The 26099-nt window shown below is 70.3% G+C and carries 27 protein-coding genes; 9 read left to right on the plus strand and 18 right to left on the minus strand.

The features are described from left to right. The coding region (locus Ahu01nite_RS42715) for a TetR/AcrR family transcriptional regulator (protein WP_203842491.1) at positions 1-643 on the minus strand (643 nt) is incomplete at its 3' end. 92 nt (positions 644-735) lie between these two features. Here Ahu01nite_RS42715 and Ahu01nite_RS42720 point away from each other — a divergent pair. Then, entirely contained in the window at positions 736-2196 is a 1461-nt protein-coding gene (locus tag Ahu01nite_RS42720; protein ID WP_203842492.1) for an FAD-dependent oxidoreductase, read from the plus strand. A 229-nt stretch (positions 2197-2425) separates the two neighbouring features. Next, entirely contained in the window at positions 2426-3139 is a 714-nt protein-coding gene (locus Ahu01nite_RS42725) for a winged helix-turn-helix transcriptional regulator (protein ID WP_203842493.1), read from the plus strand. On the opposite strand, the gene Ahu01nite_RS42730 is transcribed toward Ahu01nite_RS42725, so the two are convergent. The 3 genes from Ahu01nite_RS42730 to Ahu01nite_RS42740 all read right to left on the minus strand — a co-directional run bounded on the left by Ahu01nite_RS42730 (position 3140) and on the right by Ahu01nite_RS42740 (position 6189). After that, positions 3140-3898, minus strand: coding sequence for a maleylpyruvate isomerase family mycothiol-dependent enzyme (locus Ahu01nite_RS42730; protein WP_203842494.1), 759 nt, complete (start codon positions 3896-3898; stop codon positions 3140-3142). It lies immediately after the preceding gene. Between the two features lie 59 nt (positions 3899-3957). Then, the gene (locus Ahu01nite_RS42735) at positions 3958-4209 is read right to left on the minus strand and encodes a hypothetical protein (RefSeq protein WP_203842495.1); all 252 of its coding nucleotides are present in this window, start codon (positions 4207-4209) and stop codon (positions 3958-3960) included. Between the two features lie 105 nt (positions 4210-4314). Continuing rightward, positions 4315-6189, minus strand: coding sequence for a carbohydrate-binding module family 20 domain-containing protein (locus Ahu01nite_RS42740; RefSeq protein WP_203842496.1), 1875 nt, complete (start codon positions 6187-6189; stop codon positions 4315-4317). A 226-nt stretch (positions 6190-6415) separates the two neighbouring features. Between Ahu01nite_RS42740 and Ahu01nite_RS42745 the strand changes: the two genes are divergently transcribed. Continuing rightward, the gene (locus Ahu01nite_RS42745) at positions 6416-6880 is read left to right on the plus strand and encodes a hypothetical protein (RefSeq protein ID WP_203842497.1); all 465 of its coding nucleotides are present in this window, start codon (positions 6416-6418) and stop codon (positions 6878-6880) included. A 106-nt stretch (positions 6881-6986) separates the two neighbouring features. Here the strand turns inward: Ahu01nite_RS42745 and Ahu01nite_RS42750 are convergent, their stop codons facing one another. The 6 genes from Ahu01nite_RS42750 to Ahu01nite_RS42775 all read right to left on the minus strand — a co-directional run bounded on the left by Ahu01nite_RS42750 (position 6987) and on the right by Ahu01nite_RS42775 (position 11943). Continuing rightward, positions 6987-7763 carry a glycosyltransferase family 2 protein gene (locus Ahu01nite_RS42750; RefSeq protein WP_203842498.1) on the minus strand — a complete coding sequence of 259 codons (777 nt, stop codon included), beginning with the start codon at positions 7761-7763 and terminating at the stop codon, positions 6987-6989. A gap of 101 nt (positions 7764-7864) precedes the next feature. Beyond that, positions 7865-8467: an SAM-dependent methyltransferase gene (locus Ahu01nite_RS42755; RefSeq protein WP_203842499.1), complete on the minus strand. Its 603-nt coding sequence runs from the start codon at positions 8465-8467 to the stop codon at positions 7865-7867. Beyond that, on the minus strand, positions 8464-9276 hold the full coding sequence (locus Ahu01nite_RS42760) for a PIG-L deacetylase family protein (RefSeq protein WP_203842500.1): 813 nt from the start codon (positions 9274-9276) through the stop codon (positions 8464-8466). Before Ahu01nite_RS42760 ends, Ahu01nite_RS42755 begins: the two co-directional genes overlap by 4 nt. After that, entirely contained in the window at positions 9270-10172 is a 903-nt protein-coding gene (locus tag Ahu01nite_RS42765; protein WP_239159594.1) for an acyl-CoA dehydrogenase family protein, read from the minus strand. Before Ahu01nite_RS42765 ends, Ahu01nite_RS42760 begins: the two co-directional genes overlap by 7 nt. 28 nt (positions 10173-10200) lie before the next feature. Then, entirely contained in the window at positions 10201-11004 is an 804-nt protein-coding gene (locus Ahu01nite_RS42770; RefSeq protein WP_203842501.1) for a GNAT family N-acetyltransferase, read from the minus strand. A gap of 21 nt (positions 11005-11025) precedes the next feature. Then, entirely contained in the window at positions 11026-11943 is a 918-nt protein-coding gene (locus tag Ahu01nite_RS42775) for a LysR family transcriptional regulator (protein WP_203842502.1), read from the minus strand. Positions 11944-12013: 70 nt separating this feature from the next. On the opposite strand from Ahu01nite_RS42775, the gene Ahu01nite_RS42780 reads away from it, so the two are divergent. Further along, complete coding sequence (locus tag Ahu01nite_RS42780; RefSeq protein WP_203842503.1) at positions 12014-12982, plus strand: DMT family transporter; 969 nt, start codon at positions 12014-12016, stop codon at positions 12980-12982. A gap of 765 nt (positions 12983-13747) precedes the next feature. Next, a complete protein-coding gene (locus tag Ahu01nite_RS42785) occupies positions 13748-14650 on the plus strand; it encodes an AraC family transcriptional regulator (RefSeq protein ID WP_203842504.1) in 903 nt (300 codons plus the stop codon). On the opposite strand, the gene Ahu01nite_RS42790 is transcribed toward Ahu01nite_RS42785, so the two are convergent. Together Ahu01nite_RS42790 and Ahu01nite_RS42795 are read right to left on the minus strand one after the other, a co-directional pair. Beyond that, the gene (locus Ahu01nite_RS42790; protein ID WP_203842505.1) at positions 14616-15440 is read right to left on the minus strand and encodes an alpha/beta fold hydrolase; all 825 of its coding nucleotides are present in this window, start codon (positions 15438-15440) and stop codon (positions 14616-14618) included. The two genes, Ahu01nite_RS42785 and Ahu01nite_RS42790, sit on opposite strands and share 35 nt — an antisense overlap. Positions 15441-15527: 87 nt before the next feature. Continuing rightward, positions 15528-16022, minus strand: coding sequence for a GNAT family N-acetyltransferase (locus tag Ahu01nite_RS42795; RefSeq protein ID WP_203842506.1), 495 nt, complete (start codon positions 16020-16022; stop codon positions 15528-15530). Positions 16023-16084: 62 nt separating this feature from the next. On the opposite strand from Ahu01nite_RS42795, the gene Ahu01nite_RS42800 reads away from it, so the two are divergent. The 3 genes from Ahu01nite_RS42800 to Ahu01nite_RS42810 all read left to right on the plus strand — a co-directional run bounded on the left by Ahu01nite_RS42800 (position 16085) and on the right by Ahu01nite_RS42810 (position 20289). Then, a complete protein-coding gene (locus Ahu01nite_RS42800; RefSeq protein WP_203842507.1) occupies positions 16085-17041 on the plus strand; it encodes a DUF4034 domain-containing protein in 957 nt (318 codons plus the stop codon). 71 nt (positions 17042-17112) lie between these two features. Then, positions 17113-18627, plus strand: a complete 1515-nt coding sequence (locus tag Ahu01nite_RS42805) for a multicopper oxidase family protein (protein WP_203842508.1) — start codon at positions 17113-17115, stop codon at positions 18625-18627. A gap of 177 nt (positions 18628-18804) precedes the next feature. Next, positions 18805-20289, plus strand: coding sequence for an arabinofuranosidase catalytic domain-containing protein (locus tag Ahu01nite_RS42810; protein WP_203842509.1), 1485 nt, complete (start codon positions 18805-18807; stop codon positions 20287-20289). 341 nt (positions 20290-20630) lie between these two features. Here the strand turns inward: Ahu01nite_RS42810 and Ahu01nite_RS42815 are convergent, their stop codons facing one another. The 4 genes from Ahu01nite_RS42815 to Ahu01nite_RS42830 all read right to left on the minus strand — a co-directional run bounded on the left by Ahu01nite_RS42815 (position 20631) and on the right by Ahu01nite_RS42830 (position 22659). Continuing rightward, complete coding sequence (locus tag Ahu01nite_RS42815; RefSeq protein WP_203842510.1) at positions 20631-21122, minus strand: RidA family protein; 492 nt, start codon at positions 21120-21122, stop codon at positions 20631-20633. A gap of 30 nt (positions 21123-21152) precedes the next feature. Next, a complete protein-coding gene (locus Ahu01nite_RS42820; RefSeq protein WP_203842511.1) occupies positions 21153-21344 on the minus strand; it encodes a hypothetical protein in 192 nt (63 codons plus the stop codon). Positions 21345-21756: 412 nt separating this feature from the next. Further along, the gene (locus tag Ahu01nite_RS42825) at positions 21757-22182 is read right to left on the minus strand and encodes a DUF7878 domain-containing protein (RefSeq protein WP_203842512.1); all 426 of its coding nucleotides are present in this window, start codon (positions 22180-22182) and stop codon (positions 21757-21759) included. Between the two features lie 9 nt (positions 22183-22191). Next, the gene (locus Ahu01nite_RS42830) at positions 22192-22659 is read right to left on the minus strand and encodes a nuclear transport factor 2 family protein (RefSeq protein WP_203842513.1); all 468 of its coding nucleotides are present in this window, start codon (positions 22657-22659) and stop codon (positions 22192-22194) included. Positions 22660-22994: 335 nt separating this feature from the next. On the opposite strand from Ahu01nite_RS42830, the gene Ahu01nite_RS42835 reads away from it, so the two are divergent. Beyond that, positions 22995-24014 (plus strand): NADP-dependent oxidoreductase, encoded by a 1020-nt coding sequence (locus Ahu01nite_RS42835; protein WP_203842514.1) that lies wholly within the window; start codon positions 22995-22997, stop codon positions 24012-24014. Here the strand turns inward: Ahu01nite_RS42835 and Ahu01nite_RS42840 are convergent. Continuing rightward, positions 23998-25425, minus strand: a complete 1428-nt coding sequence (locus tag Ahu01nite_RS42840) for a DUF6297 family protein (RefSeq protein ID WP_203842515.1) — start codon at positions 25423-25425, stop codon at positions 23998-24000. The genes Ahu01nite_RS42835 and Ahu01nite_RS42840 overlap by 17 nt on opposite strands. Next, positions 25422-26030 (minus strand): ABC transporter ATP-binding protein, encoded by a 609-nt coding sequence (locus tag Ahu01nite_RS42845; protein ID WP_239159595.1) that lies wholly within the window; start codon positions 26028-26030, stop codon positions 25422-25424. Before Ahu01nite_RS42845 ends, Ahu01nite_RS42840 begins: the two co-directional genes overlap by 4 nt. Positions 26031-26099: the final 69 nt, after the last annotated feature.

A 26099-nucleotide genomic window follows, 5' to 3' on the forward strand; every position in this document is an offset into this window, starting at 1 on the left:
GGTGAGGGCTGATCGGCGGTGAGGGCTGATCGGCGGTGAGGGCTGATCGGCGGTGAGGGCTGATCGGCGGTGAGGGCTGATCGGCGGTGAGGGCGAGGATCGTGCGGCGGGCGGCGGTGATGATGTCGGCCGGGGTGACGGGCAGGCCCTGGGCGGCGACGATGGCCGAGGACACGGCGTTGAAGGCCAGCCGGAGGTAGATGACGTCGGCGGGGGCGGGGTCCGGGCCGGCGAAGAACGCGATGATCTGCTCGAAGGCGCGCGGGACGCTGAGCTCGCGGTTGCCCAGGCGCTGGTGGGCGGCGAGGTTGGCCAGGGCGAGGCGCTGGGCGTGGACGTGCTCGTCGGTGGTGGTGTCGAGCCAGCGCAGGGCCGCGGTGCGCAGCAGGCCGGGCGTGCGGGGCTGGGCCTCGAGCCAGGTCAGGAACGTGTCGACGTCGCGGCGGCGCTCCTCCATCAGGCTGCGGACGATCTCGTCCTTGCCGGTGAAGTGGTAGTAGAGCGACGACTGGTTCATGCCGAGCGCTGCGGCGATGTCGCGGGTCGTGGTGGCGTCGAAGCCCTTCGACGTGAACAGCTCGAGGGCGACCCGGCGGATCTCGGCACGGGTGTCGGCGGCGCTACGGCGGGTCCTCGGCGGCATGGCACCCATCCTACCTTGACTACCAATCACTTGATTGGCTACGGTCGCCTAACCAATCAAACGATTGATTGGCAAATCGAAGGGATACCACCATGACCTCGATCGCGATCATCGGCGCCGGACCCGGCGGCCTGCTCTGCGCCCGCATGCTGCAGCAGCACGGCATCGACGCCACCGTCTACGACAGCGACGCCTCGGCCGACGCCCGGGACGCCGGCGGCTCGCTCGACCTGCACGCCGACACCGGCCAGATCGCCCTCGCCGACGCGGGGCTGCTGGAGGCGTTCCTCGCCGTCGCCCGGGTCGAGGACCAGGCGAAACGCAGCGTCGACCGGCACGGCACGGTGCTCGGCAGCTTCGTCCCCGACGAGCAGGACACCGCCGCCCCCGAGATCGACCGCGGCCAGCTGCGGGCCCTCCTCGCGGCACACGTGCGCCCCGAGTCCGTCCGGTGGGGCCACAAGCTCACCGCCGCGACCCCGATCGGCGGGGGCCGGCACCGGCTCACGTTCGCGAACGGCACGATCACCGAGGCCGACCTCGTCATCGGCGCGGACGGGGTGTGGTCCCGGGTGCGGCCGCTGCTCACCGACGCTGCCCCGGAATACTCCGGCGTCTCGTTCCTCGACGTGCGCTACGACGACGCGGACCGCCGCCACGCCGGGCTGGACCGGCTGGTCGGCAAGGGCCACCTGTTCGCCCGCGGCGACGACGGCAACGCGATCATCGCCCAGCGCAACAGCAACAACGTCATCCGCGGCTACGTCGCCATGCGCACCGAGCCCGGCTGGGCAGCCCGGGCCGGGGTCGACGTCGGGGATCCGGGTGCGCTCCGGGCGTACCTCAAGGAGAGGTTTGCGGGTTGGTCTGCGGATCTGGTGCCTTTTCTGACCGACAGCGATGGGTACGTCGACCGCGCCATCTGGTTCCTCCCCACTCCCCTGACCTGGGTGCCGAACCCCGGTGTGACCCTGCTCGGTGACGCGGCGCACGCCATGGGCCCGTTCGGTGGCTACGGCGTGAACCTCGCCCTGCTGGACGCCGCCGAGCTCGCGCACGCGATCGCCGGGGAAGCCTCCGTCGACGCCGCGCTGCGCCGCTACGAGCCGGGCATGCAGGCGCGGGCGGCGACACTCGCCAAGGGCTCGAACGCCGCGACCCGCTCGTTCTTCGGCATCGACGTCGAGAACGACCCCGATCCTGCGATGCCCGACCAGGCCGCCAGCCACCGCGCCTACGAGCAGGGCGCCGCCCGCTACCGCAGCGAGCGCGCGTTCACCGGCGACTGGACCATCGCGTTCCAGACCGGCGGCGGCACCCAGGTGGCCGAGCTCGCCATCCGGGCCACCGGCGACGGGGTGACCGGGTCGCTGGACGGCCGCCCGTTCGACAGCGCCACCCTCGACGGTGACGAGCTGCGGTTCAAGGCCCGGATCACGTCACCGTTCCCCGCGAAGCTCGCCTGCACCGCGACGGTCGACGGGGACACCCTCACCGGAACGGCGAAACACCCTGTCCTGACGGTGGGCTTCACGGGGGCCCGTAAGCATTGATCGTCTCCGCATTTCGGTCATCTCATCCCATGGCGCCCGCGGTGTGGATCGCATGGTGGGCGGCAAATGGTTTTCAGCGGGGATTCGGTTAGGCTCTGCGCGTATCGTGAGAGCGTTCACAAGGCGAACCACGGCTGTCTGGCCCCTCCCCGATTTGGCCCGTCACCGATGCCGGGATCTACCCCCTGAACGCACTGGTTAGCGCCGAGTGCGAAAGACGGAGTCACGCGTGAAGATTCTGGTATTCGGCACCGCCCGATCCGGCGAGGCGGCCGGCGTGCTGGCCGCGCTCGACCTGCTGCCGCACGCCGTGGACGTCGCCCCGCGCGACCCACAGGCGCTGATCTCCGTGCCCGGCCATGACGCCGTGGTCGTCGACGCGCGTTCCGAGCTGTCGCAGGCCCGGGGCATCTGCCGCGCGCTGCGGGCCGGCGGGTTCGGCGTGCCGGTCCTCACGGTCGTCACCGAGGCGGGCCTGATCGCGCTCAACGCCGACTGGGGTGTCGACGACGTGATCCTCGCCGACGCCGGTCCGGCCGAGGTCGAGGCCCGGCTGCAGTTCGCCGTGGGCCGGCTCGCTACCGCACCGGCCGGCGCCGGTGACCAGGTCCGGGCCGGAGAGCTGTCGATCGATCCGGAAACGTACGCCGCGAAGCTCCGCGGCCGCCCGCTCGACCTCACCTACAAGGAGTTCGAGCTGCTCCGCTTCCTCGCCCAGCACCCGGGCCAGGTGTTCACCCGGGCCCAGCTGCTGCGCGACGTCTGGGGCTACGACTACTTCGGCGGCACCCGCACGGTCGACGTGCACGTGCGGCGGCTGCGCGCCAAGCTCGGCACCGAGTTCGAGTCGATGATCGGCACGGTCCGGCAGGTCGGCTACAAGCTCGTGCTGCCGCCGGCCCGGCCGCTGACCGACATCGAGGAAGCCCCGATCTCGGTATAGCTACGCGCTGCGGTCCCAACTGATCAGCTTTTCGAAGACGCGGCGGTCACCGATGATCGTCACGTCGTCGAGGGAGTTGCGGCCGTAGAAGTTCAGGACCAGGTCGCTCGCCGTGGCGCTCACGGTGACGTCGGCCGGGGTCCCGTCGGGTTCGGCGACGCGGATGCCCGCGGCGGACAGGTACAACCGCCACGCGCGGCCCTCGGTCACGGGGTGGTCGACGACGGCGGGTTCATGGGGCCACGCGGTGCCGGTGGCGACGCACGTGAGCAGGAATTCCTCGACGCCGTCGAAGGCCACGTCGACCGGCAGGGGTTGCGGGGCGCCGATCGCGAGCTGGGCGTCGTACGTGTGCACCGCGAGCTGCTGCAGCTGGTGACGGGCGACGGCGCCGGTGGTCGGCGGGGACTGGGAGTCACCCCACCACGTCCAGCATTCGCTGTCCGGCCCGGCCTTCCCCAGGGCGTCGAGCAGTTCCTGGGTGGACTCGGCGAGCCACGCGAGCAGGGCTTCCCGGTCGCGGGGCACGGCCGGCCCGTCGGGCGGATCAGCCTTCGCAGGCGCGGGTCCCGCGGCGACGGTGGCGGCCCAGGCACGGCGGCCGGTCCCGATGTGCTCGGCCAGGTCGAACAACGTCCATTCGGGACAGGACGGTACGACGATGTCGAGACCGGGCGCGGCGGCGATCGCCGACCGGAAAGCGGTCGAGCGCTCGTCCATCAGGCGCAGCAGCTCGGGGAATTCCAAGATCTCAGGCACCCGCGATGTCTACCACCGCCCCCGGACGCCTGGGAAACGACTTTGGCGCGGCAGCACGCCTAGACCGTCACATCCAGGACGCCGGTGGACGCGGTCGCCGCCGAGGCCGTGACGGCCGGTGACGACTGGACGGACTGCTGCACGGCCTGCTGGGCCTTCGTCACGGCTTCCTTGTCGGCGGTGATGACTTTCTCGGCGGCCTTGGCGGCGAGATCCGCGGCGAGCTTCTGCTGGTATTTGATCAGCGCCGCCTGGGCCTCGCTGGACGAGCTGACGGAACTGACGGAATCGACGGCGCTGACGGCGGCCATGGGGGAACTCCCGGGGGTTGGGGGCGTACTCGTTCGCCCCTGCCCATCGGCCACGGCCGCCGCAGCATGCGTCTTTTCCGCCTGTGCGGACCCTGTGTAAAAGTCCTACTTCCAAGTGTCCGTGAGGGTCTTGGTGCAGGCGGTGCCGGTGTTGAACGTGCGGTTCTCCCCCGACTCCCAGGTGACCGTCGCGCCGTCCTTCTTCACGTACTTGTATTCGACGGTGGTGTTCTTCGGCAGGCTGACCGCGCCGGTCCAGACCGGGTAGGTGCCCGAGGAGAGCGCGACGCCGCCCGACGTGCCCCAGTTGTTCAGGGCGTCCTGGTTGCCGAGCACGAACACGTTCTGCCCCCACTCGGTGGTGACATCGGCGGCAAAACTGACCGCGACACTCGAGCAGGACGAAGCGGTCGGGCCGGCCGTGGCGGTTGCCGTGGGTGCCGTCGTCGCACTTCCGCCGGCGGACTTCGCGTTGGTGTCGATGGCCACCGCGCCGCCGGCCGGGATCGTGACCGTGGCCTTGCCGCCCGAGACGGTGATCGAGGTGCCCGCGCAGCCGCTGCCGGTGGCTCCGCCGGTGATGCGATCGCAGTAGGTGCCGTCGGCCAGGCCCGTCGGGTAACTCGCGGTCGACGCGCTGCCGGAGGCGTTCAGGCCGATCCAGCCGAGCGAGCCGCGGTGGAAGCCGATCACGCTGCCCGAGGTCGCGGTGAAGTCGCTGACGGTGGTCACCGGCGCGACCGCGTTGTGCCACGCGACCATGCCCTTCACCCCGGTCGAGCGGGTGATGCACTGCCACTTGCCGTTACCGCAGTCGGTGTCGCTGACGAAGCCGTTCGCATCGGCCGGCGGCGACTGGCCGGTGGCCGAGGTCGAGAACGTAAAACCGTCATACAGGAAGGGCTTACCGTACGGGTACGCGAGCACGAAGTAGTTCGCCAGCGTGTACGCGGAGCCGTCCTGGTAGCGCAGCGTGCTGCCGTCGCGTTCGGTGTCGTGGTTCGTGATCATCGCGCCGGTCTGCGCGCTGGACGCGTCGAGGCTCCACGACGGGATGCCCGAGAGGTTGCTGAGGGTGCCGTCGCGGAACTGGGTCGCGAGGCCGCGGGCGTAGGAGAAGCCGATCAGGTCGCCGTTCGGGGTGAACGTCGAGTTGGCCAGTCCCCCGGTGCCACCCGGCATGACCTCCTGCTCGACGTACGGCGCCCTGCCCTCGGCGGTCGTCGTCCTGAGCTGCGACTTGATCTGCGCGAAGTCGGCCTGCGCGATGTGCTTCGCGGCGTCGACGCGGAAACCGTCGACGCCGAGGGAGATCAGGTCGTTGAGGTAGCCGGCGATCTTGTCGCGTACCCCACTGCTGCCGGTCTTGAGGTCGGACAGCGAGGACAGCTCGCAGTTCTGCACCTCGGCGACATTGTTCCAGTCGTCGATCTGGCCGTCCTCGTCGTTGCAGGACCCGTCACCGGCGTGGTGGAAGTCGGTGGTCGTGTACGGCACGGCGGGATAGTCGAAGGAGCCCGGCGTGAACTTGCTGCCCGCGTACCCGGTGCTGTAGCTGTTGCCGTGCCCTGCCGTGTGGTTGATGACCGCGTCGGCGTAGACCCGCACGCCGGCCGTGTGACACGCGGTGACCATGCTCGCGAACTGCGCGCGGGTGCCCAGGCGGCTGCTGATCGCGTACGAGACCGGCTGGTAGACCTCCCACCACGGGTGCACCCCGTCGACGCTCGTGGGCAGCGTGATCGACTCCTGCGGCGGCGCGACCTGCACGGCGCCGTACCCGGCCGGGCCGAGGTCGCCGGTGCACGCCTTCGCGATCGACGGCCAGTTCCATTCCCACAGGTTCGCGGTCACGTCGCTGTCGTTGAGGCTGACCGCCGCGTCGGCCTGGTTCGTCAGCACGACCGCAGCCACGCCTCCGGCAGCCAGCAGCGACACGGCGCTGACCCGGGCTATGACGACGCGCAGTCTTCGTTTCATGACCTGCGACGCTGCCGGAGCGTTCCATCCACGTCAATCAGCGCCGCTGAGCCCCAACCTTTGGCCCGGCTTAACTCAGCGTGGTTGACCGCGCCCACTTGTGGCCTTATGCCTGATTTGCCGTGGCCAGGCTCCCGTTTTTGATCATGAACGTGGAACCCGTCACATCGCCCGAACATCCCCCCGTGACCTGCCCTTTCAGGAAGATCGGCTACCGTACGCGATCGTGCACCGTACCCGCGTCCTGACGCTCGCCCTCGCCGTCACGTCCGCCCTGGCCCTGGCCGCGTGCGGCGACAAGGACGCCACGACGGCCGCTCCCGCGGCGTCGACGCCGGCGTCCACCGCGGCGGCCTCGACCGTGGCGAGCGACAAGCACCTCTGCGCCTCCGTCCAGAAGATCGGCGACGACCTGAAGGACGACCTCGTCAAGATGTCGAACGACAGCGCCGACCCGAAGCCGGGCACGTTCACGACCATCCTGAACGGCCTGTCGGACAAGGTGACCGCCGAGGCGTTCTCCGCGGGTGACAGCGCCGTGGCCCTGGCCGCCCGGCAGCTCGCCGCCGAGGCCGCGAACGCCGCGAAGGACCCGGACCCGGTCGCCGCGGCCGGTTCCGCCGGGTTCGAGAAGGCCGGCAACGACCTCACCGCCGCCTGCAAGACGGTCGGCGTGACTGTTTACTTCTGATCGGTTCTCACTGATCACTTCCGATCGGCCTACCTCCGATCGGCCTACCTCCGATCGGCCTACCTCCGATCGGCCTACCTCTGATCGGCCTACCTCTGATCGGTTTCTAGAGGCCTACTTCGAGCAGGGCGAGGTGGGCCGCGAAGCCGAGCGGGGCGCGGGCGAGGCGGCGGGCGCTGGTGTGCACCGGGCAGGCCGGGTCCATCACGATGCGGGCCTGGAGCGCGCGGGCGCGGCGGAGCAGGACCTGATCCTCGTCGTGGGTGAGGGTTGGGAAGCCGCCTGTGGCCACGTAGGTGGCGGCGGCGATGCCGAGGTTCGCGCCGTGGACGTGGGCCCCGGCCGCGCGGCGGTAGTGCTCCTCGTAGTGTTCGGGCAGGCCGGCGGGCCAGCAGGTCCAGTCGTCGACCCGCACGGTGCCGGCGATCAGGTCGGCGCCGGCTTGTGCGTGGTTGAGATGCCAGACCAGCCAGTCGGGGCGTACGCGGCTGTCGGCATCCGTCGTCGCCAGCCAGAGGGTTTCGGGGCCGTGCCGCAGCGCATGGGCCATGCCGGCGTTGCGGGCGCGGCCGACGTTGCGGGCTGCCAGGGTGACCACCTCGGCGCCTGCCTCCGCGGCGATCGCCTCGGTGCGGTCGGTGCACGCGTCGGCCACCACCACGATCTCGACCGGCACCGGGACTGCTGCCGCCGCCACTGCCAGGGCATCCAGACAGGCCCGCAACAGTGTCTCCTCGTCATGCGCCGGCACAACAACGGCAATCCGAGTCACCGCGCCGGGCCCCATCACCGTCGCGGGCGCCATCACCGTCGCGGGCCCCTGCGCCGTCGCGGGCGCCATCACCGTCGCGTTCCCCATCACCATGGCGGGCGCCATCACCATCGCGGGCCCCTGCGCCGTCGCGGGCGCCATCACCGTCGCGGGCCCCGTCGCTTTCAGCGGCCCACTCGCTTTCGGAGGCTCACTCGCTTTCGGGGGCTCGGTCACGCGAGTCCTTCGCGCTGGGCTACCGAGCGGGCGGGGGCGGGGGTGAAGACCTCGAGGATGAAGTCGGCCTCCTCGTGGCGGGCGACGCGTTCCAGGCCCGGTGCCGCGGCGAGGGCGGCGTGGACGTCGTCGCCGCTGCGGGCGTGTTCGGTGACCGGCCAGCGCCAGTGCACGGCGACCAGCTCACCGCCGGGTTCCAGCGCGCCGGCTGCCCGCTCGATGAGCGTACGCAGATCGGTGTCGTCGAAGTAGTAACCGACTTCGGATAGCACCACTAGGTCGAACGTGCCCTCAGGCCACTGCTGCGGGAGCTGCGCCGTGCCGACGGTGACGTGGGCGTGGGCCGCGACCCGTTCCGCCGCGGTCCGTGCCGCCGCCGGCACCGCGTCCACGGCGAGCAGCGCGTCGCAGCGTTCGGCGAGACGGGCGGTGAGCATGCCGGTGGAGCAGCCCGGTTCGAACCCCGACCGGTAGCGGCGCCGCGTCAGGGCCGCCACCGTGAGGGCGTGCTTGCGGGCGTCGTACCAGCGGGACTCGAAGCTCCACGGGTCGGGGTCGGCGGCGTACATCTGCTCGAAGTAACTGACCGGAGTGCTCATGAGAAGACCACCTCGAAGGTACGGGCGAAGCGGGCCAGGATGTGCGGCGGCAGGATCGCGGCGTCGGCGGCGGCCGGTCCGAGCGGCGCGATCTGGCTGGGGAACGCCGCGATCGCCGCGGCCTTCGCGGCCTGATCAGCCGCCATCAACGGGATCCGGTGCGCGGTGTGCCACGGTACGCGCGGGTCGCCGGGGGTCGCCCAGTGCCACATCCACACCGGGTATTCGAGCAACCGTGCTCCCGTCGCCGCGCACGCCCGCGCTGCGGCACGACCGACCGCCTCGTGATCGGGGTGCCCGTCCTCGCGCCAGGTCGCCACGCACCACTGCCCCGGCGCCAGCAACCGCGTCAGCTCGGCGGTCACCGCCTGCTCGTCGATCCCACCGTCGGCCTGCCCGAGCCGATGCACCCGCGCGCCCCGCTCGCGGCCCGGCGCCTCACCCGCGCCGAAAGCGCCCGGACCGCTAGGACCGCTAGGACCGCTCGGACCGCTAGCGGCCTCGGACGGGTCGAGGCCGAGGCGGCGCAGGGCCTCGGCGGTTTCGTCGCGGCGGATGGCGGCCAGCTCAGCGCGAGTGAAGACGGTGGAGTCCGGGTGGGAGGCCTCGCCGTCGGTGACGGCGACCAGGTCTGCCGCGCCGAGCCGGGTCATCAGCCCGGCCACGCCGAGGATCTCGTCGTCGGGGTGCGGGGCGACGACGAGCGGCGGCCCGGGAGCGTCGAGTTTCAGCTCGGGCCACTCAGCCATCGCGTTCCACGCCAGCCACTCGGCTTCGGGGGTGCCCTGGCCCTCGATCGGCCTCACCATGCCGGGTCCTCGTCGACGGCGAGCCGGCCGAGCTGCTCCAGGTCCGACTCGGCGTGGCTCTGCCGCAGGTAGACGGTGAGGTCGGCGACCCGCTGGGCGTGCTCGCCGTCGCGGCACAGCGGGCCGGCGCCGAGTGCGCGGCCGACCCGGTCGAGGACCTCGGTCGCCGCTGACTCGACGGTTGCGCGGGTGCGGACGGCGAGTGCCTGGGCGTCGCGGTGCGGGTCGGCGTCGATGGCGGCTGCGGCCTCGGCCAGCACGGCACGGGCGGCGCCGAGCGCGACTGCCACCCCGCCGAGGTGGGCCAGCGCGTGCGGGCCGAGGTCCTTGTCGCGGGCGGCCGCGTACAGGGCGTCGGCGACACCGAGCGCGCCGCCGAACCAGCAGGCGGCCACGCCGACGCCGCCGTGCCAGAAGCCGGGGCGGTGCACGTAGTCGCCGACTCCCCCGACGGGCAGGGCCTCGGCGTCGGTGAAGCGCACGGTCCGGCTGTCGCTGCCGGCCATTCCCACGGCGGGCCAGGTGCCGTCGAGCGGTTGCGCTTGTGGAGCTGTGTTGCGTACGGAGAAAAGCCGCACTCCGTCGTCAGCGGCAGCCGTCACCAGCGCGTCGGTGCACCATTGGGCGCCGGAGCACCACGGGCGGTCGCCGCTGATCCGCCAGCCGTCATCCGTCAGCCGTGCACGCAGCGACCGGGGGGCCGCAGCCCAGACACCCCACCGCTCCCCCGAGACGGGAGCGCCGAGCTCGGTGAGGATCGCGACGGCGTCGGCGTGGCCCTCGCCGAGCCGGGCGGCGACGAGGTCCTGGCGTGCGAGGTCGGCGAGGCCCCGGAACCGTTCGGCCGTGGCACCGTGCCCGGGCAGGGGCAGGTCCGGTAACTCGATCACTGTCACGCACGCGGGGTACCCCTCGGACGCCCGCTCAATCCTGCCCGTGCAGCTCGCGTAGCTGCAGGAACTCCGTCCGGTGACATTCCGCGAGCAGCCCCTGCAACCCGGTGTCATCGTCGCGGGCCGGGCCGCCCTCCGCGCGGGCGAAATAGCGTGTCAGGAACTCCGCGACGGCGGCACCGCGAATCAGGTCCGGCGCTGCGCCGGCCGCTCCGGCGATCGTCTCGTCCGCCGCCGAAACCGTCTCGTCCGCCGCCGAAACCGTCTCGTCCGCCGCCGAAACCGCGTCATCCGCCGCCGAGACCGTGTCGTCCGCCTCGGCGACCAGGAGCAGCAGGTTCGTCAGACGGGTCTCTCCCGGGTTCAGCCTGGGCATGAGGTAGGGGATCGGGAGACGGCGGGCGCCGAAGCCCGCGTACAGTCGCAGCCTTGCCTGTCCGTCGCCGTGCTCGGCGATGCCGCTGCCGGACCGGGGGTCCTCCGCCTCGGCGTAGATGACGTGCGGCTGCAGCTCGGTTCGCCAGCGCGGTGCGGCGTACGCGATGAGCTGCCGGCCGATCCCGCGATCGCGCAGGTCGGGCCGGACCGCGAAGTAGCACAGCAACCCGGCCCGGATGTCGGCGAACCATTCCAGGAAAAGTGCCGCCACGGGTACGCCGTCCGGCGTCATCGCCACCGCTCCGAGCAGCTCGTCCCCGGCGAGGACGCGCTCCAGGCCGGCCAGGGGCTCGCGTTCCGACGGTGGGAAGCTGGGCACGAACACGGTGTCGTACAGCTGCACCAGAATGTCCTGATCGGACCGTCCTTTGAGGAACCTCACCGAGACTTCAGCCACGCCCGACCTTAACCGTGGCCGTCAAGCGGGCAGAGGCAGCGCCGCCACGGTGTCGTTCAGCGTCTTCACCAGCAGCTCCGCGAGCGGATTCGGGCGGGTGCGCCGGGCGGTGACGATGCCGACGAACCGGGACGGGCAGGGCTGTTCCAGGGGCATCATCACCAGGCCGCCCTGCTCTGCCGTCAGCGCGATCTGCGGGATCATGCTGATGCCCACCCCGGCGCGGACCAGCGACTGGGCGAACACGTAATCGGTGCCCCGGCAGGCGACCCGCGGCTCGAATCCGGCCAGCGCCGCGTAGTGGGCCAATAATTCGTCTATCGACAGGCAGCCGTGCACCCAGCGCTCCTGCGCGAGGTCGGCCAGCGCCACCGATTCCCGCCCGGCGAGATGGTGCCCGGCGGGCAGCACTATCCACATCGGATCGTCGAGCAACGGCGCCCAGATCAGGCCGGACCGGTCGCGGGGGCGAACCGGGGGCGGCCCGTCGAAGTGGTAGGCCAGGGCCAGGTCTGCCGCACCCTCGCGGACCAGCGGCAGGCTGTCCTCGGGCTCGGTCTCCAGCACGGTCAGCTCCACCCCCGGGCGCTCCGCGGCGAAACGGGTCAGGGCCGCGGGCAGAAGCCGCTGGCCACCGCTGGTGAACGTGGCCACCGTCAGCGACTCCCGCTCCCCGCCGGTCAGCCTTTCGATCAGATTCTGCGCGTACGCCAATTCGGCCGTGATCGAGTCACTCGCGTCGGCGAGCACCCGGCCCGCCTCGGTCAGCTCGACGCCGCGCGTGCTTCGCCGCACCACCGCCGTCCCGAGCGTGCGCTCCAGCCCGCTGATCTGCTGCGACACCGCGGACGGCGTGATCCGCAGCACGGTGGCCGCGCGGTTGAAGCTGCCCTGCCGGGCGACCTCCCGCAGGACGACGAGGCGGCGTACGTCGATCATCAGTTTTCCTTAGGACCACATGAGCAGGTAACCACTACCGCTAACCACCGTACGCCCGGATGCTCAACGGGTGAACCGACGCGCGTGGCTCCTCTTCCTGCTGGTCTCCTTCCTCTGGGGCATCCCCTACTTCCTGATCAAGGTCGCCATCGAAGACCTGTCCCCGATCGTCGTGGTCGCCGGGCGCATCGCCATCGGCGCGCTCGTCCTGATCCCGGTCGCGGCGGCGCGCGGCAGCCTGGCCAAGCTCCGCGGCCACACCGGCCCGGTGCTCGCCCTGTCGGCGGTGCACATCCTGGTGCCGTTCACGCTCATCACGTACGGTGAAACGCATATCAGCTCGTCCCTCACCGGCCTGTTGATCGCCATCGAGCCCGCGGTCATCGCCCTGTTGATGGCCCGCACCGAACCGCTCACCCGCAGCCGCATCCTCGGCCTCATCGTCGGCTTCGCCGGCGTAGCCGTCCTGGTCGGCGTCGACGTCTCAGGCGACCGCTGGGGCCTGCTCGGCGCAGGAATGGTCCTGCTGGCAGCCCTGAGCTACGCGGTCGCCACGATCCTGGTGCAACGCCGCCTGTCCGACGTCCCCGCCGAAGCCCTGACCGGCGCAACCACCACGATCAGCGCCGTCGTCCTGATCCCGTTCGCGCTCCTCGCACTGCCGTCCGAGCCGGTCGGGCTGCCCGCCTGGGGAGCGCTCGCGATCCTCGGCGTGTTCTGCACCGCCGTCGCGCTGCTGGCGTTCTACCAGCTCATCGGCCTGGCCGGGGCCAACCGGGCCGGCCTGGTCACCTATCTCAACCCGGTCGTCGCGGTCCTGCTCGGCGTACTGCTGCTCGACGAGCACCTGGCCCCCAGCACGGTGGCCGCGTTCGCACTGATCGCCGCCGGCTGCTGGCTGTCCACCCGCCCGACCCCCGCCCCCACCGCGGGGCTAGCACCGACCGCGGGTGTCGTGCCGGCCGCGGAGGCCGTCAGCCAGTCCGCGAAGGTTGTGGCCGGCCTGCCCAGCACCACCGGGACTCCGTCCGATAAATAGGCGTCGGCGCCTGAGCGGATGCCACCGAGCATCGCCATCCGCCACCGGACGTAACCCTCGGGTGTGCCCGCAGCCCGCAGCCGCGCCACGTGGTCGTCGTCGCTCTCGCTCTCGAAGGTGGCTCCGAGCATCGCCGCGGCGTCGGCAAAGGTGATCGCCTCCGGCCCGGAAAGGTCCAGAACGCGGCCGTCGTAGCGGCGTCCGGTAAGCACGGTCACGGCGACGGCGGCGAGGTCGTCCACGTCGATGAACGGCTCTGCGCCGCCCCCGACCGGGGCGGCGATCCGGCCGTCCACGGGCACGAACATCGCCTCGGTGAAGTTCTGCATGAAGTGCGTGGGCCGCAGAATCGTCCAGGCGATCGGCCCTTCCCGCAGCGCGGCCTCGGCTTTCGCGACCGCCCCACCGGGCAGAAACTCGACCCCTCGCGCCGACAGCAACACGGCGTGCTCAACGCCCGCATCGGCCGCCCGCACCAGAAACCGGCTCAGCTGCGGGCTCCAGTCCGTCGCCGACCCCGGCCCCACGACGAAGACCCCGGCGGCGCTGTCGATTGCCTCGTGCCAGGTGGACTCGTCGCGCCAGTCGAAGCGCGGACGGCCGAGGGGCCGCGCGGAGTCGAGCAAACGGATAAGGCGGCGGCCGACCTTTCCGGTGCCGCCGAGGATTGCGTACGTCGTCATGCTGTCAACGCTAGAAGCGCCGACTGAGACGAGCAATGTCTCTAGGACTTGGAACTATTCGTGTTCGTCTAAGTTTGGGGTTGTGGACATTCTCAGTGACGAGCTTGCCCGGGCGCGGGCGCAGGGGGCAGTGTTCTCCGTGTTGCGCAGGGTTGCTCCGTGGGGGCTGCAATTCTCGGGCACCCGTCCGCTGACCGCGCACATCCTGCTGCACGGGGACGGCTGGATCGAGGCCGACGGCGCTGACCCGGTGCCGCTGCACGGGGGTGACGTCGTGCTGGCCGGCGCGGGTGGCCCTTACAGCATCGTCAGTGAGCCGGGCGCGGTGAGCGTACCCATCGCTGAGGCGCGGCAGGCCACTTCCACCGGCCCGACCACCGTGGTGTGCGGGGCGTACGTGCTCAGTGGCAGCGTCGCCGACACATTGCTGGACAGCCTTCCCCGGTTCGCGGTTGTCCGGGTAGCCGAGCAGGAGCCGGCGCACGCCGCGGCGATCGAGTTGCTCGCCGCCGAGGCAGCGCGCGACAGCGAAGGGCAGCAGGCGCTGCTCGACCGGCTGCTGGACGTGAACCTCGTCTACGCACTGCGGTCATGGTGGCAGCACGCCGGCAACCCGGCGCCCGGATGGTTCCGGGCGTTGTCCCGGCCGGCGGTCCGGCGGGTGCTGGAGAGCCTGCACGCGCACCCCGAGCAGGACTGGTCGCTGGTCACGATGGCGCAGCTGGCGGGCATGTCGCGGGCGGCGTTCGCTGCGGAGTTCACCCGGGTGATCGGGCAGTCACCCGGGCGGTACCTCACGGAGCTGCGAATGCGGCGGGCGGAGGACGCGCTGTTGCGGACCGACGCCACGCTGGCGCAGATCGCTGGGAGCGTTGGTTACCGCAACGAGTTCGCTTTCGCCACCGCGTTCCGGCGGCACCGGTCGGTGTCGCCGGGACGGTGGCGGCGGGTCAGGACTTCAGGAAGGCCAGCAGGTCGGCGTTGATGGTGTCGGCCTGGGTGGTGGGCATGCCGTGCGGGAAGCCGGGGTACGACTTGAGCGTCCCGTTCTGCACGAGTTTCGCGGACAGCGGGCCGGCATCGGCGTACGGGACGATCTGGTCGTCCTCGCCATGCATGACCAGGACCGGGACCGTGATCTTCTTGAGGTCGTCGGTGAAGTCGGTCTGGGAGAAGGCGACGATGCCGTCGTAGTGGGCCTTCGCGCCGCCCATCATGCCCTGGCGCCACCAGTTCTGGATGATCGCCTCGGAGGGCTCCACGCCGTCGCGGTTGAAGCCGTAGAACGGGCCGGACGGGAGCGCCCGGTAGAACTCCGAGCGGTTGGCGGCCAGCTGGGCCTGCAGTCCGTCGAAGACGCTCCTGGGCAGGCCGCCCGGGTTGGCCTCGGTCTGCACCATGATCGGCGGGACGGCGCTGATCAGCACCGCCTTGGCGACGCGGGCCTCGCCGTGCCGGCCGATGTAGTGCGCCACCTCGCCGCCACCGGTGGAGTGACCCACGTGGACCGCGTCGTGCAGGTCGAGGTGCTCGGTCAGCTCCGCCAGGTCGTCGGCGTAGTGGTCCATGTCGTGGCCGTCGCTCGTCTGCGAGGACCGCCCGTGGCCACGCCGGTCGTGGGCGATGACCCGGTAGCCGTGCTGCAGGAAGAACAGCATCTGGGTGTCCCAGTCGTCGGCCGACAACGGCCAGCCGTGACTGAACACGATGGGCTGCCCGGTGCCCCAGTCCTTGTAGAAGATCTCCGTGCCGTCCACCGTGGTGATCGTGGGCATGCCGTTCCCTCTCCGTCGAGCCGAGCCGTCCCCCGAAACGTATCCGCCCCCCGATGCCGCCGCCACGAAGTCTTTGTGAACAAAAGCTCACCCCGCCGACCGGCGATACCGGACCTCCTCCACCGCGACTCCGTCATACTCGTACGCCTCCGCGGTGCCGTCCGGCGCGTACCCGAACCTCTCGTAGAACCGCCGGGCGGCCTTGTTGCCGCGGAGCACCCACAGCTGAAAACCCTCGACGCCGAGCGCCGTCCAGTGCCGGTGGGTAGCCGCCAGCAAGGCCGCTCCGATCCCCGATCCGATCAGCTCCGGCCGTACATAGAGCGTGAAGATCTCCGTGTGCCCGGCCGCACCCGCCGGTCCCGAGCAGCACCACCCGGTGAGGCGCTCTTTCTCGTCGTGGGCGACCAGGTCGATCCCTTTCGATCGCCACGTCGCTCGCTGTCGGGCATCCGCCTCGGCGTCCATCGCGTCGAGATAGGAATCCGGGATGATTCCCCGGTACGCGGCCTGCCATCCCGCGACCCGCAGCCGGGAAACCTCAGCCACGTCCTCCAGAACCATCCGCCGAACGTCAACCACTGCCGCACCCTACCCGTGCCGGGACCCTATGATCGACGGCGATCACGGGGAGGGAGCCATTCATGTGGCCGTTCAAGAAGAGTCGTAGTCCGGAGCTGACCGCCGATCCGGCCGGGGGTGACCCGCAGGCGCGGTTGCTGATCGACGCGCTGACGGCACGGGATTGGCGTACGGCGAAAGGTGTGCTCACCGGCGTCAAGGAACCGGACGCCAGGGCGTACCTGATGGAGGCCGCCGCCAATGTGAGCGGCGTGCAGGAATGGATCCGGGAATGGATCGATGCCGAGCCGGATTCCACGTTGCCCGTTCTGGTGAAGGGATGCCACGCGGTCAACTGGGCGTGGGAGGCCCGGGGTGCGAAACGCGCGGAGTACACGCAGCAGGAGCAGTTCCGGGATTTCTTCCACCGGCTGCGCATCGCCGAGAACGCGCTCGACGAGGTCATCGAGCGCGACCCCGATGATGTCACCGCGCGGACCTGGCTGGTGACGACGTCACGGGGCCGGCAGATCGAGGCCGACGAGGCGCGCGCCCGCTTCGACGCCGTTGTCGCACGGCATCCGTTCCATGTTGTCGCGCATGAGCAGCGGCTGCAGTATCTGTGCAAGAAATGGTTCGGCAGCCACGAGGAAATGTTCGCTCTCGCGCGTGCGGCCACCGCTGCCGCGCCCCCGGCCAGCCTGATCCCGGAGCTCATCGTCGTCGCGCACATCGAGATGTGGCTGACGCTGCCGGGCGGCGAGGACGCCGAGTACATCGGCACCGACGAGGTCGCCGCGGAGTTGCACGCCGCCGCGGACAAGTCCATCTTCCATCCCGATTTCCGGTTCACGCACGGCTGGATCCCGCGGGCGAACGCTTTCGCCATGGGCTTCGATCTCGCCGGCGAATCCGAGGCCGCGGCCCGCGTTTTCGACATGCTCGGGGACAACGTCGGTGGCTGGATCTGGGCCTACCGCGGTGATGCCGTCACCCAGTTCCGGGAGGCCCGTGACCGCGCGTACGCACATCGGGGCTGATCGAACGAACAAAGGGTCCCGACAGGTTCAGCTCAGCAACCGCCCAGGAACGATCTCCACTGTGGCCGCTCATGACAGACAAGAGCAGGGGGTCGCACCGCGCAACGCCGCGGGCGACCCGGCGACGGTTCCTGGCCGCGGCTTTCGGAGCCGGCGCGGCAGTGGCCCTCGCCAAGATCGGCAACGGCATCTCCTTCGCCGAGGAGACCGCATCCGACGTCACGACTGAGGTTGCGGCCGCGGGTGGCACGCTGGTCATTCCGGAGCTGGCGGCGAAGACCGACGACAACGGCGTCTCGGTCTTCGCGCTCAAGGCGGGAACCGGCACCGATACGTCACTGGTCAGCGGCACGACGTTGAAGACCGCGGGCTACAACGGTACGTATCTGGGGCCGACGATCAGGGTCAGCGACGGCGAGCAGGTACGGTTCGACGTCACCAATCAGCTCGGTGCGGACACGACCGTGCACTGGCACGGGCTGCACATCGCACCGTCGAACGACGGCGGGCCGCAGAACGTGATCGCCGACGGGGAGACGTGGTCACCGGCGACGACGATCAATCAGGGCGAGGCGTGCACGCTCTGGTACCACCCGCACGGGCTGGGTAACACCGCGGATCAGGTGGCGCTCGGGTTGGCGGGGATGCTGATCGTGGACGACGGTTCGGCGGCCAACGCGGCCCTTCCCACGGCGTACGGCGCTGATGACGTACCCGTGATCATGCAGTCGATGGGGGTCCTCAGCAGTGGATCTTTCGTGACCACGAACGCCGGCTTCACCGCCTCCGGGACCACCCTGAAGTTCCTGGTCAACGGCGCGAGCGCGACCGATGAGACACCCACGCTCGAGGTCGCCGCCGGCCGGGTGCGGCTGCGACTGCTGAACGCGTCATTGGTGGACAGCATCACCGTCGCACGCTCCGACGGGGCAACGGTCACGCAGGTCGCGAGCGACGCGGGGCTGCTCGCGGCGCCGATCGAGGTGTCCGGCCTGCGCATCACGCCGGGTGAACGCGCCGAGATCGTGCTCGACCTGCAGACCGGCACCACGGTCACGTTGCGCGCCACGGCACGCAGCAGCACGAACGGTGCCCGCTACACGGTGTCAATGCTGGAGGTCACCGGCACCGGAACGGACACCCCGGCCGCGCTGCCCGCGACGCTCAACACGATCGACGCCCTGGACACGACCGGCGCGGCCGCTCGCACGTTCACGTTCGCCAACAGCGGCAACACGTTCACGATCAACGGGGTCGCCGGCACCTCGGTCACGGCCATGACGAACAACATGATCATGACCACGCTCGGCGCCACCGAGGTCTGGACGCTGGTCAACAGCAGCACGACGATCTACCACAACTTCCATGTGCACGACGTACCGTTCCAGGTCGTCTCCATCGGCGGCGCCGCACCCACCGGCGCCAACCTCGGCTGGCGCGACACCATCGAGCTGCCGCCCAGCACCACCGTCGTGATCAGACTCAAGTTCACCGATTACGCCGACAGCACGTTCATGTACATGCTCCACTGCCACAACCTCATCCACGAGGACGACGGCATGATGCTCGGCCTCATGGTGGTCTGACCCCGCGCGGCGCCGGGTCCGCCAACCCGGCGCCTTCTCCCGCCCTGACCCGCCTTTGCGGCCTTGACAAAATCGAAACATGTAAGTAAATCTTTGTTAACGTTCACACCGGTGCCCGTCCTCCCGCAGCGCCAGCCATGGACAAGCGCTGCATCGCATGCTCGCGAAAGGCACATCATGGGATTCCGCTCCCTGCGCCGATCATGGCAAGCACTCCTGGCCTCCGTCCTGCTCGCCGCCGTCGCCCTGGTCGCCGCACCCACCACGGCCCAGGCCGCCGGCACCCTGTCCTGTGACATCTATGCCAGCGGCGGCACCCCGTGCGTCGCCGCGCACAGCACCACCCGCGCGCTGTTCGGCGCGTACAACGGATCGCTCTACCAGGTCCGCCGATGGTCCGACGGCGCCACGTCGAACATCGGCACACTCAGCGCCGGCGGCTACGCGAACGCCGCCACCCAGGACTCGTTCTGCTCGGGCACGTACTGCACGATCGTGCGCATCTACGACCAGACGACCCGGCACAACGACCTGACGATCGCCCCCGGCGGCGGCGCGAACCCGACCGCCGACCAGGGATCGAATGCCGCGGCACTGCCCGTCACCGCGGGCGGCCACAAGGTCTACGGCGTCTACATCTCGGCCGGCAACGGCTACCGCAACAACGCCACTAACGGCATCGCCACCGGCAGCGCACCCGAGGGCATGTACATGGTGACCGAGGGCACGCACTACAACGACCGTTGCTGCTTCGACTACGGCAACGCCGAGACCAGCAACAACGACACCGGCAACGGCGACATGGACGCGATCTATTTCGGTACGCTCTGCTGGTTCTCACCGTGCGCCACCGGCCCCCGGGTCGCCGCGGACCTGGAGAACGGCCTGTTCGCCGGCGGCAACGGATCCTGGACGGCCAACACTGGCCGCAGCACGCCGTTCGTAACGGCAGTGCTCAAGAACAACGGCACCTCTGCGTACGCCATCAAGGACGGCAACGCGCAGTCCGGCTCCCTGGCTACGCGTTACAACGGCGCACTCCCGACCCAGTCCGGCTACAACCCGATGACCAAGCAGGGCGCCATCATCCTCGGCATCGGCGGCGACAACAGCAACGGCTCCGTCGGCTCCTTCTTCGAGGGCGTCATGACCAGCGGCTACCCCACCGACGCCACGGAGAACGCCGTCCAGGCCAACATCGTCTCGGTCGGCTACACCAAGAGCGTCACCTTCCCGGTCAACGGCGCCACCTACAAACTGACCAACCTCCAGAGCGGCAAACTCCTCGACGCCGTCAACTGCGGCACCGCCAACGGAACCGCAATCGACCAATGGACCGCCCTCGGCAACACCTGCCAGCAATGGCGCTTCACCAACGTGGGCGCCAACAAATGGACGATCACCAATGTGAACGCAAACAAGGTCCTTGACGCCGTCAGCTGTGGCCAAGCCCTCGGCACAGCCGTCAACCTCTGGGACTCCCTCGGCAACCTCTGCCAGCAATGGGCAGTGATCCCCGCAGGCAACGGCCGCTACGAACTCGTCGTCGAAAACAGCGGCATGGTCCTCGACAACGTCAACTGCGGCACCGCCAACGGCACCAAGGCCGACCTCTGGATGTGGCTCAACAACACCTGCCAACTCTGGTCGATCACCTCCTGACGGACGTGACGTAACAGCGGTGCCCGCTACCCGTCCGGGTGACGGGCACCGCTGGTAATCGTGACGCGTGAAGCCGTCGGGATAGTGGGGGTCGCACTTCAGTTCCACGCCACAAACGCTGCGATCGTCACGATGGCGTCCGGGTGGGCATTGCTTCACCGAGGGTGCGCTGCGATTGCGGGACACCGGCGCCGTCATGCCAACGTCTCGGGAAGTCAGCGCTGGCGGCTCACACCCGACGCCCGAGGCCGCCCACAGCCAGAAAGAGGCAGACCTGATCGGCTCGCGCACGAGCACGGCGGGGCGTACGCGGGCCGGCAGCGATCCGATGACCAGCAACCCTAGGAGCCGGGCTTGAGTTCGAGCTCGGTCCAGAGCTCGAAGCAGTTGCGGCGGGACAGGCTGGAGACGCCGATGGAGGCTCTGCCCGCGGGGCCGAACTCGGGACCGAAGACGTCGATGAACAGCTGGGACACACCATCCGAGACCAGGTGGAGGTCCTCGAAGTCGTCGGTGGTGCGCAGGAAGCAGAGATTGCGGCCCATGGCGGCGACCGCGTTGAGGCTGCCGACCGCGAGGCGGATCAGGCCGAGCACGTTGACCGCCGTCATGCGGGCTGCCTCGTAGCCCTGCTCCACGGTCAGGTCGTCGCCGAAGCGGCCCGGGTGCAGGCGGTTGCCTTCGCGGTCCTCGGGGGTGATGCCGGAGATGAGGAGGAGGTTGCCGACGCGGTGGAAGGGTTTCACCTTGCCGTAGCGGCCGCCGTAGGGCGGGTCGGAGTAGTCGGGGATGGTCAGGCCGAGGGCCAGGACGCGCTCTTCCGGGGTGTGCACAGTCAGACCTTCCAGCTCGTTGGATCCTCTTCATCTTAACGTGGATCCAATTTTACGGAACCCCTGATCGCGGACCTTCTCGGCCGCGCCGGGTGTCGTGGCGAGGACGAGGGCGCGCTGGGCTTCGGTGAAGGGGACGGTGTCGCTGACGAGGACGGCGTACCGCTGCCAGTCTTCTGTGAGGTCGCGGGTGACCTCGAAGATCTCCGCCGGGTAACCCATCGACAGGACGACCGTCAGCTCCGTGGCCTGCCACCGCCATCGGCTCGTTCAGAGCCGCTACCTCGAACGGGATGTGCGCCGGGATCGTGACCAGGCGGGTGCCGGCCTCGGCGCCGCGGACCAGCACGTACTCCGACAGGGCGCCCTGCGCGCCGCCGCTGCCGATGATGCCGACCGAGATGTAGAGCCCGTCCGAGCCGCAGATACCGCACGCCCGCATCCTGACGAGCACGTCGTTATTCGGTACGCGAACTCGCGCTGATCAATCAGCACGTCGACGCCTGATTCTTCTTCCACGAGCTCCGCTGGACAATCGAATCCCGCACCGGCACCGGCCTGCGTTTCCACACCGCCGAATACGTCGAGATCTCCGCCACCGGCCTAGTAGTAGCCGGCACCGACCCGATTCCCCTCACCTGACTTCGCCACCCCGGACACCCAGAATCGCATCGGCGTCGAAGCCCAGCGACTCGACGCCGAGCCGCACGTTCGCGATGAACTCGTCGAGGCCCACCAGGAGCTCACCCCAGGAAACCGGGCCGGACCTCTTCCCAGGCACGAAGACCGACCCGACCACCCACCCGCGGGATTCCTGCGAGATCGTCACCGCACCCGCCTGGCCGAACGACAGGGATTCGAAGGCGAAGTCGCCCGGGAAAGCCTCGCCTTTCCACTTCTTCAGCTCGCGAGCCAGCTCAGCGACCGGGAACAGTCTTTCGGCATACAGCACCTCGCCACCGTCGCGTACCTCCATGTCGGCTTCGACATTGATGAGGAGATCCGCGAGAGTGGACCCGCGCAGATCTGCCGCGCCGATGCCGCGGAACGCGATCTCCACCGATTGCGGTTATCGCAGCGGAATTTCGTGGCCCGGGTCGCGCTCGTCGGCCGGCCGGGGGCCGAAGAGGCGTCGCTCCGATTCGGTGATCGTGACGTCGTTGATGCTGGCCTCGCGGCGGCTCATCAGGCCTCGCTCGTCGAACTCCCACAGCTCGTTGCCGTAGCTCCGGAACCAATTGCCGTTGCTGTCGTGCCACTCGTACTGAAAACGGACCGCGATGTGGTCGTCGGTGAAGGACCACAGGCTTTTCCGGAGGGCGTAATCCAGCTCGCGCTGCCATTTGCCGGTGAGGAATTCGACGATCTGGTCACGGCCCTGCAGGAAGACGTCCCGATTCCGCCAGACCGAATTCTGCGTGTACGCGAGAGCGACCCGCTCCGGTTCGCGAGTGTTCCAGGCATCCTCGGCGGCCTGAACCTTGGCCCGGGCGGTGTCGAGGGTGAACGGCGGAAAAGGCGGGCGTTCCTCGGTCATCGTCGTGCTGCCCTTCGCTAGGTGATCACGGCCAGCTTCGATCATCCCCCGTCGGCTGCATGCGTGATGAAGCGGGCGAGCGGGGCATGCAGCTGATGGCGTTCTACGGACGAGTACGGCGTGAGCAGGCCGGTCATCGCGTCGCTCGCCGTGGCTTTCGTCGCGGGCAGATGCAGGTATCCCGAGCCGCCGGCTGGGTCACACGCTCTAAGTCATCCTAGGAATCTAGGTTGACGGGTTCGGGGGCGGAGGCTATCGGCTTCTGCGGAGTGGGGCGTGGCGCCTGGTTCGCTTCATACGGTCGGATCTCGCCTGGCGAAGTATGGGAGCAGCGCATGAAGGCAGCATGGTTCAGTCGGTTCGGGGCGCCGGACGTGCTGGAGCTCGCTGATCTGCCGGATCCGCATCCGGGGGCGGGGCAGGTGCGGGTCGCGGTACGGGCGGCCGGGGTCAACGCCAGCGACTGGAAGAAGCGTCAGGGGCTGATGGATCAGGAGCTTCCGCAGACCATGGGGTACGAAGCAGCCGGCCTCGTCGACGAGCTCGGTGCCGGGGTCACGGACGTCGCCCTCGGTGACCGCGTGTTCGGGTTCTCGCCCGACGGCGCCGCGCAGGCGGAGCTAGCGGTGCTATCCCACTACGCCCTCATCCCGGCGTCCCTCGACTTCGCCGCGGCCGCCGCACTCCCGTCCGCCGTGGAGACCGCCGCCCGCGCCCTCGACCAGCTCGGCATCGAAACCCAGCCCAGCACCGCAAGCCATCCGAGCACCGCTATCCATCCCAGCGCCGCAAGCGAGCCCAGCAACGCAAGCCAGGCCAGCAGCGCAAGCCAGGCCAGCAGCGGCAGCGGCGTCACTCTTCTTGTCAGCGGCGCGTCCGGCAGCGTGGGCAGTGCGGCGGTTCAGCTTGCCGTGGCCCGTGGGGCGCGTGTCATCGGCACCGGCAGTCCGGCGACCCACGACCTGCTGCGCAGCCTCGGTGCGGAGGCCGTGGCGTACGGGGACGGCCTCGCCCAACGGGTACGCGAGCTCGCCCCCAACGGCGTGGACCTCGCCCTCGACGTAGCCGGCAGCGGCAACCTGCCCGAGCTGATCGAGCTTGCGGGCGGGCCGGACCACGTGCTCACCGTCGCGGACTTCGCAGGCGCCCAGGAGCACGGCGTACGGTTCAGCCGGGGTGACTCGGGCCGGGCGCTCTACTCGCTCGCCCAGGTCGCGGGGCTGGTCGAGGCGGGGGCGTTCACCGTACGGGTCGGGCGGACGTTCGCCCTGGAAGATGTCGCGCAGGCTCACCGTGCCGGGGAGGCGGGCAGCGTTCGGGGCAAGTTGGTGCTGGTGGTCAGAGCCGCCAGATGACGGTGGCCGTGCGGTGCAGCAGGGGTTTGAGGCGGAAGGCGCCCGGGCGGCGGGTGAGGAAGCCTGCCAGGACGGCGGTGGCCATAGCGGCTTGGATAAGCGAGGCGAGCCAGCCGTACGTTGCGGTGGCCAGGGCGATGAGCAGTGGCAGTGAGCCTAGCAGTGCTAGGTCGGGCCCCTGGGCGAGCCAGAGGAACGGGCCGCTCGGGACGACGCCCATCGGGGTGACGATCAGCGGGTAGTCGTGGCGGACCAGCGAGCGGCGGGCTGAGCGCAGTGCTCCCGCGGCCAGGGCCGGGCCTGAGGCCGCGCCGAGGAAGAGTGCCGCGGCGACGTCGCCTCCGGTCCGGGCTGCCACCAGGGCGAGCGCGACGGCCGACCAGAGCGTCGCGACCACCGTGGGTAACGCCGAGCGCAGGGTGAGCAGGTGCTGGCCGGTCAGGCCGAGCAGGCGCGCGGGGGTCGGGCGGTCGGCGTCGTGGCGTACGTTGCTGGTGGTCTGGCCCGCCGCGAGCAGTGCCGCCACCGCCCAGCTGCCGAGCAGGACCGTGGGCGAAGTGCCAGGACCGGCAACGATGACGGGTACGGCGCCCAGCGCGACGGTCAGCGCCACGCGCCCGGGCAGCCGGAGGTACGCGAGCACGTCATGGGCCACGATCGCCCGCCCACCGCTGCGGGCCGGGAGCCGTCCGCGCAGAGTGCGGCCACGCCAGCGGCGCTCCTCGGCGGCGCGGGTCAGCAGGCCGGGGTCCGCGGTACCGATGCCGTTGATGAGCGTCGCCGCGCCGTCGCCGCTCAGCGCGCCGATGCGGATGTGGTCGAGGCGCGCTACGACGACCCCCACGACCAGCAGGGCGGCGGCCACGACCGCGCCGATCACGGCCGGGTCGGGCGCGAGCGCGGCGGTCCGGGGCATGAGCAGGGCGGCGGCCAGGCTCCCCGCGGCGAGGGTACGCAGGATCGGAGCAGCGTTGCGGGCGGCGATCTGGATCCCGGCGGCCACCCCGGCGAGCAGCACTCCCGACGCCGCCGCGAGCACCAGCAGTCCCGCGGTCGGCGCGTGGGACACGAGCACGGTCAGCAGGCCGGTCGTCCCGCCGACGCCGAGCACCGCGGTCAGCCGGGGAAGCAGCAGGTCGCGGCGGCTGACCGGGCCGGTCGCGACCCACATCAGGGTCGGCCGGGACAATCCGAGCGGGCCGAACGTCGCCGCTGCCCAGAGCGCCAGCGCAGCCCCGGCCGGAGCCGCGACCGTCAGGGCGATGCCGGGCCCGCGGGCCGAGGTGGCCACGGCCAGCACAGCGAACGCCGCCGACAGGACCACGGTGTAGATGCCGTCCGCACTCCACCGGCCCCGCGCCCCGTGCAACCGCCTGACCCGGATCCAGCGGCGTAACTCCGCGGCGTTCATCCCCGGTCCAGTTCGACGATGCGCCCGGCGGTGCTCAGGCCCGGGTCGTGGGTCGCCAGGAGGACCGCGCCGCCCAGGTCGATGTAGCGGGCGAGGAGGGCGCTGAGCACCGTACGCCCGTCCTCGTCGAGGTGGCGCTCGGGCTCGTCCAGCAGCAGCAGCCGGCTCGACCGGGCGAACGCCATGGCCAGGGCGAGCCGTTGGCGCTGACCCGACGAGAGCTGGGCCGGGGAGCGGCCGGCGAGGTCGGCGAGCCCGAGCGCGGCTGCCAGCTCGGCCGGGGTCCACCAGCCGGGCGGCGGATCACCGGCGACGAGCCTGACCAGCTCGACGTGTTCCATGACGGTGAGTGACGGGTACCAGGCGGCGTCGTCGAGGAGCGCGCAGACCTTACGCCGGAAATCAGCCCTGGTCTCGTCGGCGGCCGAACCGTCGACCAGGATCGTGCCCGAGCGCACCGGAAGCACCCCGCAGACCGCCCGCAGCAGGGTGGACTTTCCCGCGCCGTTGCGACCGCGGAGCACGACGGCCTGCCCCGCGGTGAGCTCGAGCGAGAAGCCGGCGACAACGTCCTGGCCCCGGTAGGCGACCGCGACGGACAGCATGGTGAGCACCGGACAAGTATCCGTGCCGTCGCCGGCGCCGGGTGACGGGCGCCACCTGCGGCGTTAAGA

The organism is Winogradskya humida, from assembly GCF_016862215.1.
Taxonomy (GTDB): Bacteria; Actinomycetota; Actinomycetes; order Mycobacteriales; family Micromonosporaceae; genus Actinoplanes; species Actinoplanes humidus.

Bases quoted from the DNA above. Each gene is read 5' to 3' on its own strand.
- Ahu01nite_RS42720 (WP_203842492.1), top strand. From the start codon at position 736: ATGACCTCGATCGCGATCATCGGCGCCGGACCCGGCGGCCTGCTCTGC.
- Ahu01nite_RS42735 (WP_203842495.1), bottom strand. From the start codon at position 4,209: ATGGCCGCCGTCAGCGCCGTCGATTCCGTCAGTTCCGTCAGCTCGTCC.
- Ahu01nite_RS42740 (WP_203842496.1), bottom strand. From the start codon at position 6,189: ATGAAACGAAGACTGCGCGTCGTCATAGCCCGGGTCAGCGCCGTGTCG.
- Ahu01nite_RS42750 (WP_203842498.1), bottom strand. From the start codon at position 7,763: ATGGTGATGGCGCCCGCCATGGTGATGGGGAACGCGACGGTGATGGCG.
- Ahu01nite_RS42755 (WP_203842499.1), bottom strand. From the start codon at position 8,467: ATGAGCACTCCGGTCAGTTACTTCGAGCAGATGTACGCCGCCGACCCC.
- Ahu01nite_RS42760 (WP_203842500.1), bottom strand. From the start codon at position 9,276: ATGGTGAGGCCGATCGAGGGCCAGGGCACCCCCGAAGCCGAGTGGCTG.
- Ahu01nite_RS42775 (WP_203842502.1), bottom strand. From the start codon at position 11,943: ATGATCGACGTACGCCGCCTCGTCGTCCTGCGGGAGGTCGCCCGGCAG.
- Ahu01nite_RS42790 (WP_203842505.1), bottom strand. From the start codon at position 15,440: ATGCCCACGATCACCACGGTGGACGGCACGGAGATCTTCTACAAGGAC.
- Ahu01nite_RS42800 (WP_203842507.1), top strand. From the start codon at position 16,085: ATGTGGCCGTTCAAGAAGAGTCGTAGTCCGGAGCTGACCGCCGATCCG.
- Ahu01nite_RS42805 (WP_203842508.1), top strand. From the start codon at position 17,113: ATGACAGACAAGAGCAGGGGGTCGCACCGCGCAACGCCGCGGGCGACC.
- Ahu01nite_RS42810 (WP_203842509.1), top strand. From the start codon at position 18,805: ATGGGATTCCGCTCCCTGCGCCGATCATGGCAAGCACTCCTGGCCTCC.
- Ahu01nite_RS42820 (WP_203842511.1), bottom strand. From the start codon at position 21,344: ATGGGTTACCCGGCGGAGATCTTCGAGGTCACCCGCGACCTCACAGAA.
- Ahu01nite_RS42830 (WP_203842513.1), bottom strand. From the start codon at position 22,659: ATGACCGAGGAACGCCCGCCTTTTCCGCCGTTCACCCTCGACACCGCC.
- Ahu01nite_RS42835 (WP_203842514.1), top strand. From the start codon at position 22,995: ATGAAGGCAGCATGGTTCAGTCGGTTCGGGGCGCCGGACGTGCTGGAG.
- Ahu01nite_RS42840 (WP_203842515.1), bottom strand. From the start codon at position 25,425: ATGAACGCCGCGGAGTTACGCCGCTGGATCCGGGTCAGGCGGTTGCAC.
- Ahu01nite_RS42845 (WP_239159595.1), bottom strand. From the start codon at position 26,030: ATGCTGTCCGTCGCGGTCGCCTACCGGGGCCAGGACGTTGTCGCCGGC.